This window comes from Methylophilus sp. 14 (genome assembly GCF_015354345.1).
GTDB lineage: Bacteria > Pseudomonadota > Gammaproteobacteria > Burkholderiales > Methylophilaceae > Methylophilus.
Map to the genome: position 1 here is coordinate 305,989 of NZ_JADKYS010000001.1, position 13,481 is coordinate 319,469.

Here is a 13,481-nt window from a genome sequence, read left to right on the forward strand (position 1 = left end):
TTTAAATTGCTTTTATCCCGCGTTTTCGGCATCCAGACACTACATTTCAAGCGGCTTCAATCACACATTGCAAAGGGTGTTGTGCTTCGCGGGCGGATTCCAAGACCTGATGCATTTTGGTTTCTGCAATATCTTGTGGGTAGACGCCACATACGCCCATGCCCTCTGTATGTACTTGGAGCATGATTTGTGTCGCTTGTTCACGAGACTTGTTAAAAAAACGTTCAATGACGGCGACGACAAACTCCATGGGGGTGTAGTCGTCGTTAAGCAACAACACTTTATATAACTCTGGGGGCTTGGGTTTGGCCACTTGGGATTCAAGGGCCAAATCACCTTCACGCTTGGGTCGTACCATAGTTTTGTATACCTGTCTTAGAACCTATTTTGCGCCTTGTATTAAAAAATTCAAGGGCCTGATGCAGGAGAAATCCGGCTTTTATAAGATAAATTAAAGATAAATTTTGACGCGCTTGACGATACGGTCCTGTACGTCGAGGATTTCCAGTTTATGTTCACCAATTTTAAAGCTGGTGTCCGGTTCCGGAATGCCCTCAAAGTGCTCAAGAATTAAACCATTCAATGTGCGTGGACCATCAGTGGGCAGGGAGAGTTTCAATTTGCGGTTGAGGTCGCGCAGCAAGCTACCGCCATCGACCAGCCAACTGCCATCTTCATGCTGATGAAAGTGATTGGCGTGCTCGGGTGACTGGGTGGTGAATTCGCCCACCACTTCTTCAAGGATATCTTCCAGCGTCAGCAAGCCTTTGAATTCACCATACTCATCGACGACCAGCGCAATCCGCTCATGCCGCTTCTGGAATTGCTGCAACTGGGTGTAAAGCGGCGTGCCCGACGGAATATAGTAGGGCAGACTCATGGCAGCCTGTAATAAGGCTTTGGTAGGGGCTTTGCCGATGTGGAAGTCGCGTAGCAGTGGTAGCACTTTACGCACATGCAAAATGCCCACGATATCTTCGTGGTCGCCCTCTCTTACCGGCAGGCGCGAGTGATGGCTGCGTGTCAGTTGCTCCATGATCTGCTCAATCGAATGATTCAGGTCTATAAACTCGACCATGGTATGCGCCGTCATGGCGTCGTCCACAATAATGTCTTCCAGGTCCAGTAGGTTGAGCAAAATGGTGCGGCTTTGTGAGGGGATATATTGCCCGGCATCGCTGACAATGCTGCGCAACTCCTCGGTGGTGACTGATTGCGCCTGCTCATCGAAGTTGACGCGCACACCCAGTATCTTGAGAAAGGCTTTGACGAACAAGTTAACAAACCAGACTACCGGGGTGAACAGCCATATCAGCGGGTAAAGCAAGTAGCTGGTGGCAAAACCGAGTTTTTCCGCGTGTGCGGCGGCGATCACTTTAGGCGATATTTCACTGAAGACCAGAATGGCAAAGGTGATGGCGAGCGAGCCAAACATGAGTACATAATCGCCTTCACCAAACAGGCGCTCAGAAATCACGACTTCCAGCGTGGAGGAACCGACGATACAAAAGGTATTGCCGAGCAAAATGGCACCCAGTGTTTTATCGGTTTGTGCAATCAGTCGGCTGGCCAGTTTGGCGCCACGATGGCCTTCTTTGGCCAGGTGTCGCATCCGGTAACGGTTGAGCGACATCAGGCTGGTTTCGGCAATGGAGAAAAAGGCTGTCAGTGACAGCAAGAGCAGTAGCAGACCAATCTGCCAGCTTAACGGGATGTTGTCCAAAAGAGTGGAATTAAAAACAAGAAGCCACTAGTGTACCCACCAGTGGCTAAAAATCAAGAAGAACGCGGACTAAAGGTTTTATTAGGGCGCAACAGCCGCTTCGTCTTCTTTCGGTTTTTTCTCGGTGTCGCCGATCAGGTTGGCACGGCTCACACCCAGCCACATGGCAATCGGGCAAGCGACCAAGACGGAAGAGTAAATGCCGAACAAAATACCAATGGTCAGTGCCAGCGAGAAGTTGTGCAGGGTTTCGCCACCAAAAAACAGCATGGAGCAGACCATGGTCTGCGTCATCATGTGGGTGATGATGGTGCGCGACATGGTGCGGGTAATCGCATTGTCAATGACTTGTACGGCGCTGGCTTTACGCATTTTTTTGAAGTTTTCGCGCACGCGGTCAAACACCACCACGGACTCATTCACGGAGTAACCCAATACCGCCAGAATCGCCGCCAGTACCGTGAGATTAAACTCCCACTGGAAGAAGGCGAAGAAACCTAAAATGATAATCACGTCATGCATGTTGGCGATAATGGCTGCCACCGCAAAGCGCCACTCAAAGCGCAATGCAAGGTAGCCCATGATGCCTGCACACACCAGCAGCAAAGCCAGTGCGCCGTTTTCATACAACTCTTCACCGACTTGTGAACCCACTGATTCCACGCGACGGATTTCTGCACCGGCATCTGCCGCTTTTAATGCGCTGGAGATTTTTTCGGACAATTGTGCAATTGACAGCTCTTTTTTCACCGGCAGGCGGATCAATACATCCTGGCTGGAGCCAAAGTTTTGTACCGTCACATCTTTGAGGCCCACGCCATCCATTACCTGGCGGATTTGCTCGATATTGGCCGCTGCCGGGTAGTGCACTTCCATCACGGTGCCGCCAGTAAAGTCGACGCCGTAATTCAAGCCTCTATGCAGCAAGAAGAAGATCGCCAATACAAAGGTAATCAGCGAGATCGAGGTGGTCAGACGCCCGTAGCTCATGAACGGGATATCTTTTTTAATTCTGAATAATTCCATAATCTATTCTCTTATATGCGTTGTCAGCGTGCGGGTGATTAACCAATGCGCAGGTGTTCAATCTTGCGGCGGTAGCCGTACAAGAGGTTGACCAGTGCACGGGAGACCAGCACGGCGCTAAACATAGAGGTCATAATGCCCAACACGTGTACCACAGCAAAGCCTTTGATCGGGCCGGTACCAAACATAAACAAAGCCAGACCAGCAATCAGGGTGGTGACGTTGGAGTCCAAAATGGTATCAAACGCACGGTCATAGCCAGCGTGGATACTGGCTTGTGGCGTGTTGCCATTTCGCAGCTCTTCACGGATACGTTCGTTAATCAGCACGTTGGCATCAATTGCCATCCCCAGTGCCAGCGCAATCGCCGCCAGGCCTGGCAAGGTCAGTGTCGCTTGCAGCATGGACAAGATCGCTACTAGCAACAGCAGGTTCACGCCCAGCGCCATCACAGACACGCCACCAAACACCATGTAGTAAACGATCATCATCACCGCGATGGCTGCAAAGCCCCACAGTGTAGAGTGCACACCGCGTTTGATGTTTTCTTCACCCATGCTTGGGCCTACCGTACGTTCTTCGATGATTTCCATCGGTGCTGCCAGCGCACCGGCGCGCAGCAGCAGTGAAATATCAGTGGCTTCCTGTGCATTGGCCATGCCAGAGATTTGTACGCGGCCGCCGCCAATTTCTTCGTTAATTACCGGTGCGGTAATGACTTCGGTGCTGCCTTTTTCAATCAGCAGAATCGCCATGCGCTTGCCCACGTTTTCACGCGTCACGTTTTTAAAGATGCCTGCACCACGGCCATCCAGCGTGACGTTAACCACGGAAGAACCGTTTTGGCCATTCACACCCGGGCCCGCATCGGTGATGCGGTCACCGGTTAACACCACGCTCTTTTTCACCAGCACCGGACGGCCTTCACGGTCAGCAAACAACTCGTCACCAAACGGCACCTGGCCTGCCTGCGCTTTTTGCAGTGTGGCCATGTCAGACTTTTCTTCATCCACCATGCGGATTTCCAAAGTCGCTGTGCGGCCGAGGATTTCCTTGGCTTTGGCGGTGTCTTGCACGCCTGGTAATTGCACCACAATACGGTCCAGGCCTTGTTGCTGCACGATAGGCTCGGCTACGCCCAGCTCGTTAATCCGGTTATGCAGAGTTTGCAAGTTCTGCTTGAGCGCAAATTCCTGGATGCGTTTTTGCGCCATCACGCTCATGCTGGCCGTGAGGTTAAAGTCTTTGTCGCTACCTGCAATTTTGTAGGTCAGGTCAGAAAAGTCTTTGGCCAGCAGGTTGCGCGCCTTGGTGGCTTCGGCTTCTGATTCAAATTTGATCACCACTACCTGGCCTTGACGCTCAATACCGTAGTAATTGATTTTTTCCTTGCGCAAAGACATGCGGAAATCGCCGACAGTACTTTCAGCCGCTTTATCCAACGCCGCTTTCATGTCCACTTGCAGCAGGAAATGCACGCCACCACGCAAGTCCAGGCCCAAATACATCGGTTTGGCGCCTATGCTTTGCAGCCAGTTTGGTGTTTGTGGCACCAGGTTAAGCGCCACGGTGTAGTCTTTACCAAGGTTGCCAACCAGTTTGTCCTTGGCCAGCAATTGCGTATCCGTGTTGGCAAAACGCACTTTCACGCCGCTGGCATCCATAAATAAACCGTCAAACGGAATGTTGGCCAGTTTCAGTGTGTCTTCCACTTTTCGCAGCAGGCTATCGTCTACTTTCAGTGACGTTTTGGCCGGGCTGATCTGCACCGCTGGTGATTCACCAAAAAAGTTGGGGATCGTGTAAAGCAGGCCAATGATAAACACTGTGCCGATCAGCACGAATTTCCATATTGGATAACGGTTCATAAGAAACTCTTGGTCGGAATGAAAGACGCGTGCGTCTTGTGGTTAGGATTAAATGGATTTCAGGGTGCCAGGTGGCAACAGTGTTTGTACCGTATGTTTCTGCACATTGACTACTGTATTGGCTGCAATTTCAATGCTGACAAAGTTCTCGCTCACTTTGGTTACCTTGCCGACGATGCCACCGGTGGTGGCCACTTCATCGCCCGCTTTCAGGGTTTCCAGCATGGACTTATGCTGTTTTGCCTGTTTGACCTGTGGGCGGATCAACATAAAGTAAAACAAGACAAAAATCACCACCATGGGCAAAAAGCTCATGATGTCGGTAGCTGGCGCGGCAGCTGCGTAAGCGTTGCTGATAAACATATCTATTCCTAGGTCATACTGAAAATAACGCATGATTCTATCATAGAGCCTTCTTAATCTGTCACCAGCCGTCCGCCTGCCCGCATCGCAATAAAGACTTGACTGTTAATTGTAAAGATATTTTAATATTTGTTCGCCTGGATTGTTTAGCATCCAGGTATTTGATCACAACATTTTTCATATTGGAGAAGCATATGCAAAGTTACATAAAATGTATCGCAGCAGTCACTTTAGCCATTTCGTGCCAAGTGGCGCAAGCTGGGGTGATTGTGCAGGCAACGGCAATTAGCGCCTCTAATCCTGACTTTGGCGGTTCGTATGCCTTGGTTAATCAAATCAATCAGTCAGGGTTATCCGCTAGTTATGTCGCAGGTGTCACCGATTTTGACAGCTTTGTCGCCAGCACCACACATGATGGACTGGCTGCGTTAAATTCCGGCTTCAGTGTCGGCCCTTACGGCAGCTTTAGCTATGACCTCGGGGCCGTCTACAATATTGATGCCATTGGATTATGGGCGACCGCCAATACCGGGTCTGTGCTGCAATTTAACTTGTATGCTGATAATGACAATGATTTTAGCAATGGCAATAGCGGATTGCTGGGCGGGTTTAATGCGGTAGGGTCTAATTACACGTCGGCAGATCCTGGTCAGGCATTTACTTTCGGCGATGTTTCCACCCGATATGTGCACATGGAGATTCTGACCACCGATGGCGGTGCCCAACCGGGGTTGGGTGAAGTTGTTTTCCGTACGGCAACCATGGTCCCCGAACCTGAGTCTATGGCTTTGTTTGCCGCCGGGCTGATTCCTGTTTGGTTGCGTTTACGCAAAAAAGCCTGATTTGCACTTTGGTTGGTGATGTTAATCAACCTTTAAAAGCCAGCACCTGTTTGCGTGCTGGCTTTTTTATCGAGAGTTGATGGTGAGGGTGCAGTAGTTAATTTCGGCTCTAGTTTCGTGATGCAGGGGTGGGGTGATTGTAATAAAAGGTTGTTCTTTGGTTAGTTGGGCATGGCTGCCTACGCGGATGGTTTATTTTTTTGTGTTACCGCGTCTTTCGTCATTCCGGCACAGGCCGGAATCCAGGCAGGGTGATTTCTCGAAACTGATTATTCGTTGGACGATTGCTTTTCGCTTTTTCAGCGAGTTACCTCGCTTTCCGAACGTAACGATATTTTGTGAGTGCTTGTTTCGCCCTTACGGCGAGTTACTTTTCTTTGCTTGCACAAAGAACAAGTAACCAAAAGAAAGTGCACCCCAGCTTCCGCTTGTTCCCTGCGCTACTCGACTTGTCGGGCGTCAATCAAAAACTCGTCCTGACAAGCCACACAGGACGTGGCTTGTTGCGGGACTCAAACAGTTGATTGCCGAAATCCCCCGCCAAGCCTGCGTTGCTCGGCGCGGCAGATGGGGACCCCGAACACCATGCGACTGCAACCGTCGATGGTTATAAGACAAAGAATTACTTTTTTGAACTGTCCAAATTTAGGCGATGTCAGTTTGGCGAGACAAATCCCATCCCATCCCATCCCATCCCATCACGCTGAGTAGCGGAGACAAAATAAGAGAAGAGGGAGCGACTGTCCGAATCCCGCGGTGGGCTGCGGGGTGTGCAGCCCGCTAGGATGAGTTTCGTGACCGGCTTATGCCTAAGTCCAGCAAAGCATCGGACGAAAGTCCTAAGTTGAGCAACGCAAGGAAGCCGTCAGGCCGTGATGGCTGGGTGCCCTCTTCTTTGGTTACTTTCTGAGGGGCAAGCATCAGAAAGTGACTCGCCTAGAGGCGAAAATAGCAGTTCAAATTGCAATCAATATTGACTTAACGTTTCTCCGCCCGTTTACGAGCAAACTCCGCCTTAAACGCCTCAAAACGATTCTCTTCAATCGCCGCTCGTATGCCTTGCATCAACACCTGGTAATAATGCAGGTTATGAATGGTGTTTAAACGCGCGCCCAGAATCTCGCCAATGCGGTACAAATGGTGCAGGTAGGCGCGGCTAAAGTTCTGGCAGGTGTAGCATTCACAGTCAGCATCCAGTGGGCGGGTGTCTGTTTTATAACTGGCATTCTTGATTTTGACATCACCATATTGCGTGAACAGCCAGCCATTACGGGCGTTGCGCGTAGGCATGACGCAGTCAAACATATCAATGCCGTAGCTGACGGCGTCGACCAGGTCTTCCGGCGTACCGACGCCCATTAAATAACGCGGTTTGTCTTTAGGCATTTGTGGTGCGGTGTGCGCCAAAATCCGCAACATGTCTTCTTTGGGCTCGCCGACTGACAGGCCACCAATGGCGTAGCCGTCGAAGCCGATGGCTTCCAGGCCCTGGCGCGAAATATCGCGCAGGTCTTCGTACATGCCGCCCTGGATAATGCCAAACAATGCATTCTGGCCAATGCTCGCCCCTGCGGCGTTGGCGTCGTCTTCGGTTCGTTGCTGTACTTCATGTACTAGCTTCCTCACCTCATCCTCGCCGCCTTGCAGGGCCATCGCTTGTGAGATTGAATGGCTTTGGTACACATTAAATGCATCACGGCTGCGTTGCGCCCAGCGCTGGCTGAGTTCCATCGATTTGCGCGCCTCATCGTGGCTGGCCGGGTAGGGCGTGCATTCATCAAAAATCATGACGATGTCACTGTTGAGCACGCGCTGGATACGCATGGATTCTTCTGGTGTTAGGAAGCAGCGGTCACCATTGATCGGGGACTGGAATTTAACTCCCTCTTCGGTGATCTTGCGCAATTCGCCCAGGCTCCAGACCTGGAAACCGCCGGAGTCGGTGAGGATGGGTTTTTCCCAGCCCATAAACTTGTGCAGGCCTTCATGCGCGGCGACCACTTCCAACCCGGGGCGTAACCACAAATGGAAGGTGTTGCCGAGGACGATGTGTGCCTGGATGTCGTTGAGTTCTTGCGGTGACATGGCTTTGACCGTGCCGTAAGTGCCAACAGGCATAAAGGCCGGGGTTTGTACCTCACCGTGAGGCAGGCTGACGGTGCCGCGTCTGGCGAGGCCGTCGGTATTGTGTAAAGAAAACTGCATGAACGTGCGATAACTGGCTGAAATAAACAGACATTTTACCACAGCTACAAGGCCTGCTTCTGATGCTGCGCAGGCCGCTGCAATCGCTGGATGCGCTTGCATTTTTTGTGATTGCCCGCAACAATGCTGGTATTCCGCAATTCTGAAAAAGTCCCTTATGGTTGATCCGCAAAACCGCCTGTCACGACGCGAACAGCATACCAGTCTGCGCCAGCGAGGCATTTACCTGCTGCCTAATTTGTTCACGTCTGCTTCACTGTTTGGTGGTTTTTACGCCATTGTGCAGGCGATGAATTTGCATTTTGAGCAGTCAGCGATTGCGATTTTTATTGCCATGGTGATGGATGGCCTGGATGGCCGCGTGGCGCGTATGACCAATACCCAGAGTGCATTTGGTGCCGAGTATGACAGCCTGGCTGACATGGTGTCGTTTGGCGTTGCGCCTGCGCTCATTATGTATGTGTGGGCCTTGCAGCCGATGAACAAGCTGGGCTGGATTGCTGCCTTTATCTACTGCGCTTGCGCGGCTTTACGCCTGGCGCGCTTTAATACCAAGCTGGATGACCCGTTCCAGGACAAGCGCTTCTTCCAGGGCTTGCCTAGTCCGGCGGCGGCGGCCTTGCTGGCGGGGTTTGTCTGGGTATCTTACGAATACAATGTCGATGGCCGCGAAATCTTTTTTGGCGTGTTGCAGATGAAGTGGATTGCGTGGGCGATTACGGTGTTTGCCGCCGGTTCTATGGTGTCTGACCTCAAGTTTTATAGCGGCAAAGATATCAACCTCAAGCATTCGGTGCCGTTTGTGGCGATTTTGGCGGTGGTGTTAGCCTTTGTGCTGATTTCATACAGCCCGCCAGAAGTGTTGTTTAGCGTGGTGTTTGTCTATGCCTTGTCTGGCTATTACATGTGGGCGCGCGAACGCCTGGCGGCAAAAAACACGGCTTAAGACATCAGATGCATTGATAAAAACGCGCTTGTCGGCGCGTTTTTTTATGCCTATATCCCGCGTGTGGTCATTTTTAGGACAAGCGAGTAAAATTGGCCTGTTAGCATTAGGAAAATTCATGGAACAAATTATTATTTTTGATACCACGTTGCGCGACGGTGAACAAAGCCCGGGCGCGGCGATGACCAAAGAAGAAAAAATCCGCATTGCGCGCCAGCTGGAAAAGCTGGGCGTAGATGTGATTGAAGCAGGGTTTGCTGCAGCTAGCCCGGGTGATTTTGAGGCGATTTCCGAGATCGCCAAAGTGATCAAAACCTCTACCGTGTGTTCATTGGCGCGTGCCAGTGAAAACGACGTGCGCCGTGCCGGTGAAGCGATCAAACATGCGGCTAAAGGCCGTATCCATACCTTTATTGCCACCAGCAAAATTCATATGGAAAACAAACTGCGCATGAGCGAAGACCAGGTGGTCGAGCGCGCGGTGCAAGCGGTGAAGTGGGCGCGTGAATATACTGAAGATGTGGAATTTTCAGCCGAAGATGCGGTGCGTTCTGAGATTGATTTCCTGGTGCGTGTATTTGAAGCCGTGATTGAGGCCGGTGCCAAAACCATCAACGTGCCGGATACCGTGGGTTACAGTATCCCTGAAGTGTGGGGCGAGCGGTTTGCCATTTTGCTCAAACGCGTCAAGGGCGCCGACAAAGTGGTGTGGTCTACCCATTGCCACAATGACCTTGGCATGGCGGTGGCCAACTCGCTGTCTGCCGTCATGAACGGCGCACGCCAGGTGGAATGCACCATCAATGGCCTGGGTGAGCGTGCTGGTAACGCAAGCCTGGAGGAAATCGTCATGGCGATTAAAACCCGTAACGATATTTTCAACCTGAGTACCCGTATTGACACCACGCAAATCGTGCCTGCTTCCAAACTGGTGTCTACCATTACGGGTTATCCAGTGCAGCCGAATAAGGCGATTGTTGGTGCCAACGCGTTTGCGCATGAGTCCGGCATCCATCAGGATGGCGTGCTCAAGCACCGCGAAACGTACGAGATTATGCGTGCCGAAGATGTGGGCTGGGGTGCCAATAAACTCACTTTGGGCAAGCTGTCTGGCCGCAATGCTTTCCGCACGCGTTTGAAAGAGTTGGGCATCGAGCTGGAAAGTGAAGATGCCTTAAATGCTGCATTTGCGCGCTTTAAAGAGCTGGCCGATAAAAAATCTGAGATTTTTGACGAAGATTTACACGCGCTGGTGAGTGATGAAGTGGTGCAGGAGCGTGAACTGTTCAAGTTGTCTTACCTGCAAGTGGCATCGCAAACGGGTGAAATTCCGCATGCAATTTTAACCTTGAGTGTCGATGGCGCTGAGCAGCGTACAGAAGCAGATGGCGGTGGCCCGGTCGATGCCACCTTTAAGGCGATTGAAAATGTGGTGGGTAGTGATGCTGAGCTGTTGCTGTACTCCGTGAATAACATCACCAGCGGCACGGATGCGCAGGGTGAAGTCACGGTGCGTTTGTCCAAGGGTGGCCGTATCGTCAATGGCCAGGGCGCGGATACCGACATTGTGGTGGCTTCGGCCAAAGCCTATTTAAATGGCCTGAACAAGCTGTATGCCAAAGCGGAAAAATTGAACCCGCAGGTGTAAGCATGTTCTGAATCAACGCTTGCTGCTGATGGGTGGCAGGCGTTTTCTTTTTGTATTGAATCTCATTGTGGACGAAAGGCTGGATAGGTCATAATGACGCAAAGAAATCATTGGTTGCTGGTGATCGCTGCGTTGACCTGTACCTACTTTATTTGGGGTTCCACTTACCTGGCGATTAAGTACGCGATTGAGAGTTTTCCCCCGTTTGCCATGGTGGGCATCCGATTCACGGTTGCCGGATCGTTGCTATACCTGATCTTGCGTGCCACAGGGCATACCGCGCCTACGCGTGTGCAATGGCGCGGTGCGGCCTGGGTTGGCCTGTTGCTGCCGGTATTGGGTAACGGCACGGTGTCGCATGTGCAGTTACATGTGTCGTCTAGCGTGGCTGCATTGGCGATTGCCACGGCACCGATCTGGATGGCGATTTTCTCTAGCGCGTGGGGGCACAAAATCAGCCGCCGTGAATGGCTGGGTATTGCCATTGGCCTGGTCGGCATTTTGTTATTGAATACGCGTGGTAGCCTGCAAGGCGACTGGCTGAGTGCCGGTTTGCTGATGTTTGCGGCGGCTTCGTGGTCGCTGGGTTCTGTCTGGAGCAAGCATATGGCCATGCCGCAAGGCCTGATGGGCGCGGCCAGCCAGATGTTGTGCGGTGGCCTGATCGCACTGGTGTTTAGTGTGGTGTTTGGCGAACATTGGCCGGTGCAGGTCACGGCGCGCTCATGGGCGGCGATTGCTTTCCTCATTGTGCTCGGTTCCATGGTGGCATTCTCGGCCTATCACTGGCTGCTGCATCATGTGCGGCCCATGGTCGCCAGCAGCAATACCTTTGTTAATCCTATCGTCGCTTTTGTGGTGGGCGTCTGGTTTGCCGATGAGCAGATTCACCTGATGGAATATATTGCGCTGGCCGTGATTCTGGTCGGTGTGTTCCTGGTGCTGACCGCGACCAAAGAAGCGGTGCCTGACGAACAAATTGTTTAGTTAATCATTAAAGAAACTTAAATTGTATGAAGCAAAACCTGGCGTTATTTGATTTGGACAACACCCTGCTGGCCGGTGATAGTGACTATAACTGGAGCGTGTTCCTGATTGGTGAAGGATTGCTCGATGCCGAGCAGCACAAAGCACGCAACGAGCAGTTTTATGAGGATTATAAAAACGGCTGCCTGGATATTTATGCTTTCCTCAAGTTTCAGTTGCAACCCTTGTCTCAGCATCCAAAAGCATTTTTGGATGACTTGCATACCAAATACATGACCAACGTGATCCGCCCCATGATGACGCAAAAGGCGCAAGACCTGGTTAATCAGCACAAGGCCAATGGCGATTTATGCATGGTGATTACGGCGACGAATAGTTTTGTCACCAAGCCGATTGCTACCGCTTATGGCATTGAGCACCTCATAGGCACCGACCCCGAAATGGTCGACGGCCAATTTACCGGTGGTGTGAGTGGCACGCCTAGCTTCCAGCAAGGCAAAGTGACGCGCCTCAATGAGTGGCTGGCCGCGCGTGGCCAAAACTTGGCGGATTTTGACACCAGTTATTTCTATAGCGACTCACACAACGACTTGCCATTGATGAAGCTGGTCACCAACCCGGTGGCGGTGGATGCAGACCCGACGCTGACCGCCTATGCCACTGCGCAGGGTTGGCCTGTGATCAGCCTGCGTTAAGCTTAGCTGTTTTAAAAGCTGATGGTCAGGGCTGTCACGGCCATCAGGTTGTTGTCCACTTGCCGTGCGCTGTTTTTATCAAAAATGGCATCGCGGCTATTCAACTGGCGTAACTCGTTGCGCCATACCATACGCGGGTTGAGCCGGTAATCCATATTCACAGAATAACCTGTGGTCTGAAAGCCATGCTCAGTGCCTGAGCTAATAATCACGCCGTGCTTGTCCCGGTAGTGCTCTAGCCGTGCGGCAAATTGTAGCCGCTCTGAGTAGCTGTAGCGCAGCACCATATTCGGGCTAAACCAGACGTTGTAACGATCACTGTCAGGCGCGGCTTGCTCGGCGCCGATATCAAACGCCGTGATCAATCCCCATTGTTCATTCAGCTGCCATTGCACATAAAAATCATGAAAATAGCGCATCTGCCGTTGCGCGTCTGATTTGTCATTGCCAATAAACGAGCTGCTATTAATGGTGAGCTTGTCGTTGGGCTTGTAAGTCAATTGGTGGCCGATGGCGGGTGTGGTATTGCCATCCGGGCGATGAATGCGTTGCCAGCCAGTGAGTAGCAGGCCGCTGACCAGCCATTTGCCGTCCGGCGTGGTGTAACTCAGTTTGGCACCGGTTTCGAAATAAGGTGAGTTATCCGCCATCAGGCTGCGTGTCAGCGTCCAGTTATCAATACCTACGGCACTCTCAAAGCCGATATGTGACGGCATCACGCCGATATCCAGCCATAGATCGTGATCGCCAGAGAGTTTAAGGCCCAGGTTGGCTTCATATATGTTGCGCAAACCACGCGGCTCGGCGGCATAGTTGGCGCGCATATAGGTGCCTGCGCCCAGTGCCAGGTTGCCGCGCACGCGGTCAGTCGATAATGCAGCTTTGAACATCGCCAGGTTGATGCTGGGGCTGTCGGTGACATTATGGCTATAGACAAAGTCTGGCCGCCTGTCATTGGCTGGGTGGTTAAAGTCGTGTATCAGGTAGCTTTCAAAATAAGCGCTAAGCTGGACCAAATTATTGCTATCAGGATTTTTGCTGGCAGGCGTTGGTGCTTCTTCAGCCTGTGCTATCAAAGCCAGGCTGAATAAAGGCGTCATCCATAATAAAGAGGGTTTCATGCTGAGCATCCAAACAAAGGGTGTCAGCAGGTTAAAGCGCTGCACCTATCAATCACA

12 protein-coding genes are annotated in these 13,481 nt (G+C 51.7%); 5 read left to right on the forward strand and 7 right to left on the reverse strand.

Features of this window, described 5'->3' with window-relative positions; all coding sequences use genetic code 11:
- Positions 1–46 precede the first annotated feature (46 nt).
- The 5 genes from clpS to yajC form a co-directional block, all read right to left on the reverse strand.
- On the reverse strand, positions 47–358 hold the full coding sequence (gene clpS / locus INP78_RS01635; RefSeq protein WP_019881392.1) for an ATP-dependent Clp protease adapter ClpS: 312 nt from the start codon (positions 356–358) through the stop codon (positions 47–49).
- 93 nt (positions 359–451) lie between these two features.
- A complete protein-coding gene (locus INP78_RS01640) occupies positions 452–1,723 on the reverse strand; it encodes an HlyC/CorC family transporter (RefSeq protein WP_194740473.1) in 1,272 nt (423 codons plus the stop codon).
- A gap of 81 nt (positions 1,724–1,804) precedes the next feature.
- Positions 1,805–2,749, reverse strand: a complete 945-nt coding sequence (secF, locus tag INP78_RS01645; RefSeq protein WP_194740474.1) for a protein translocase subunit SecF — start codon at positions 2,747–2,749, stop codon at positions 1,805–1,807.
- A gap of 38 nt (positions 2,750–2,787) precedes the next feature.
- Positions 2,788–4,617 (reverse strand): protein translocase subunit SecD, encoded by a 1,830-nt coding sequence (gene secD / locus INP78_RS01650; protein WP_194740475.1) that lies wholly within the window; start codon positions 4,615–4,617, stop codon positions 2,788–2,790.
- A 48-nt stretch (positions 4,618–4,665) separates the two neighbouring features.
- Entirely contained in the window at positions 4,666–4,980 is a 315-nt protein-coding gene (yajC, locus tag INP78_RS01655) for a preprotein translocase subunit YajC (protein ID WP_194740476.1), read from the reverse strand.
- A gap of 194 nt (positions 4,981–5,174) precedes the next feature.
- On the opposite strand from yajC, the gene INP78_RS01660 reads away from it, so the two are divergent.
- Positions 5,175–5,822 carry a PEP-CTERM sorting domain-containing protein gene (locus INP78_RS01660; protein ID WP_228522585.1) on the forward strand — a complete coding sequence of 216 codons (648 nt, stop codon included), beginning with the start codon at positions 5,175–5,177 and terminating at the stop codon, positions 5,820–5,822.
- Between the two features lie 978 nt (positions 5,823–6,800).
- Here the strand turns inward: INP78_RS01660 and tgt are convergent.
- Positions 6,801–8,027, reverse strand: coding sequence for a tRNA guanosine(34) transglycosylase Tgt (tgt, locus tag INP78_RS01665; protein ID WP_194740477.1), 1,227 nt, complete (start codon positions 8,025–8,027; stop codon positions 6,801–6,803).
- A 157-nt stretch (positions 8,028–8,184) separates the two neighbouring features.
- Here tgt and pssA point away from each other — a divergent pair, with 157 nt between their 5' ends.
- From pssA to INP78_RS01685, 4 genes are all read left to right on the forward strand, one after another.
- Positions 8,185–8,973 (forward strand): CDP-diacylglycerol--serine O-phosphatidyltransferase, encoded by a 789-nt coding sequence (pssA, locus tag INP78_RS01670; protein WP_194740478.1) that lies wholly within the window; start codon positions 8,185–8,187, stop codon positions 8,971–8,973.
- 118 nt (positions 8,974–9,091) lie between these two features.
- Positions 9,092–10,621: a 2-isopropylmalate synthase gene (locus tag INP78_RS01675; protein ID WP_194740479.1), complete on the forward strand. Its 1,530-nt coding sequence runs from the start codon at positions 9,092–9,094 to the stop codon at positions 10,619–10,621.
- A 93-nt stretch (positions 10,622–10,714) separates the two neighbouring features.
- A complete protein-coding gene (gene yedA, locus INP78_RS01680) occupies positions 10,715–11,608 on the forward strand; it encodes a drug/metabolite exporter YedA (RefSeq protein ID WP_194740480.1) in 894 nt (297 codons plus the stop codon).
- A gap of 26 nt (positions 11,609–11,634) precedes the next feature.
- A complete protein-coding gene (locus INP78_RS01685; protein WP_194740481.1) occupies positions 11,635–12,303 on the forward strand; it encodes an HAD family phosphatase in 669 nt (222 codons plus the stop codon).
- Between the two features lie 11 nt (positions 12,304–12,314).
- On the opposite strand, the gene INP78_RS01690 is transcribed toward INP78_RS01685, so the two are convergent.
- Complete coding sequence (locus INP78_RS01690) at positions 12,315–13,424, reverse strand: porin (protein WP_228522586.1); 1,110 nt, start codon at positions 13,422–13,424, stop codon at positions 12,315–12,317.
- Positions 13,425–13,481 lie beyond the last annotated feature (57 nt).

Excerpts from the sequence above, each read along its gene's own strand:
- clpS (WP_019881392.1), bottom strand. The coding sequence starts at position 358 with ATGGTACGACCCAAGCGTGAAGGTGATTTGGCCCTTGAATCCCAAGTG.
- secF (WP_194740474.1), bottom strand. The coding sequence starts at position 2,749 with ATGGAATTATTCAGAATTAAAAAAGATATCCCGTTCATGAGCTACGGG.
- secD (WP_194740475.1), bottom strand. The coding sequence starts at position 4,617 with ATGAACCGTTATCCAATATGGAAATTCGTGCTGATCGGCACAGTGTTT.
- yajC (WP_194740476.1), bottom strand. The coding sequence starts at position 4,980 with ATGTTTATCAGCAACGCTTACGCAGCTGCCGCGCCAGCTACCGACATC.
- INP78_RS01660 (WP_228522585.1), top strand. The coding sequence starts at position 5,175 with ATGCAAAGTTACATAAAATGTATCGCAGCAGTCACTTTAGCCATTTCG.
- tgt (WP_194740477.1), bottom strand. The coding sequence starts at position 8,027 with ATGCAGTTTTCTTTACACAATACCGACGGCCTCGCCAGACGCGGCACC.
- pssA (WP_194740478.1), top strand. The coding sequence starts at position 8,185 with ATGGTTGATCCGCAAAACCGCCTGTCACGACGCGAACAGCATACCAGT.
- INP78_RS01675 (WP_194740479.1), top strand. The coding sequence starts at position 9,092 with ATGGAACAAATTATTATTTTTGATACCACGTTGCGCGACGGTGAACAA.
- yedA (WP_194740480.1), top strand. The coding sequence starts at position 10,715 with ATGACGCAAAGAAATCATTGGTTGCTGGTGATCGCTGCGTTGACCTGT.
- INP78_RS01685 (WP_194740481.1), top strand. The coding sequence starts at position 11,635 with ATGAAGCAAAACCTGGCGTTATTTGATTTGGACAACACCCTGCTGGCC.
- INP78_RS01690 (WP_228522586.1), bottom strand. The coding sequence starts at position 13,424 with ATGAAACCCTCTTTATTATGGATGACGCCTTTATTCAGCCTGGCTTTG.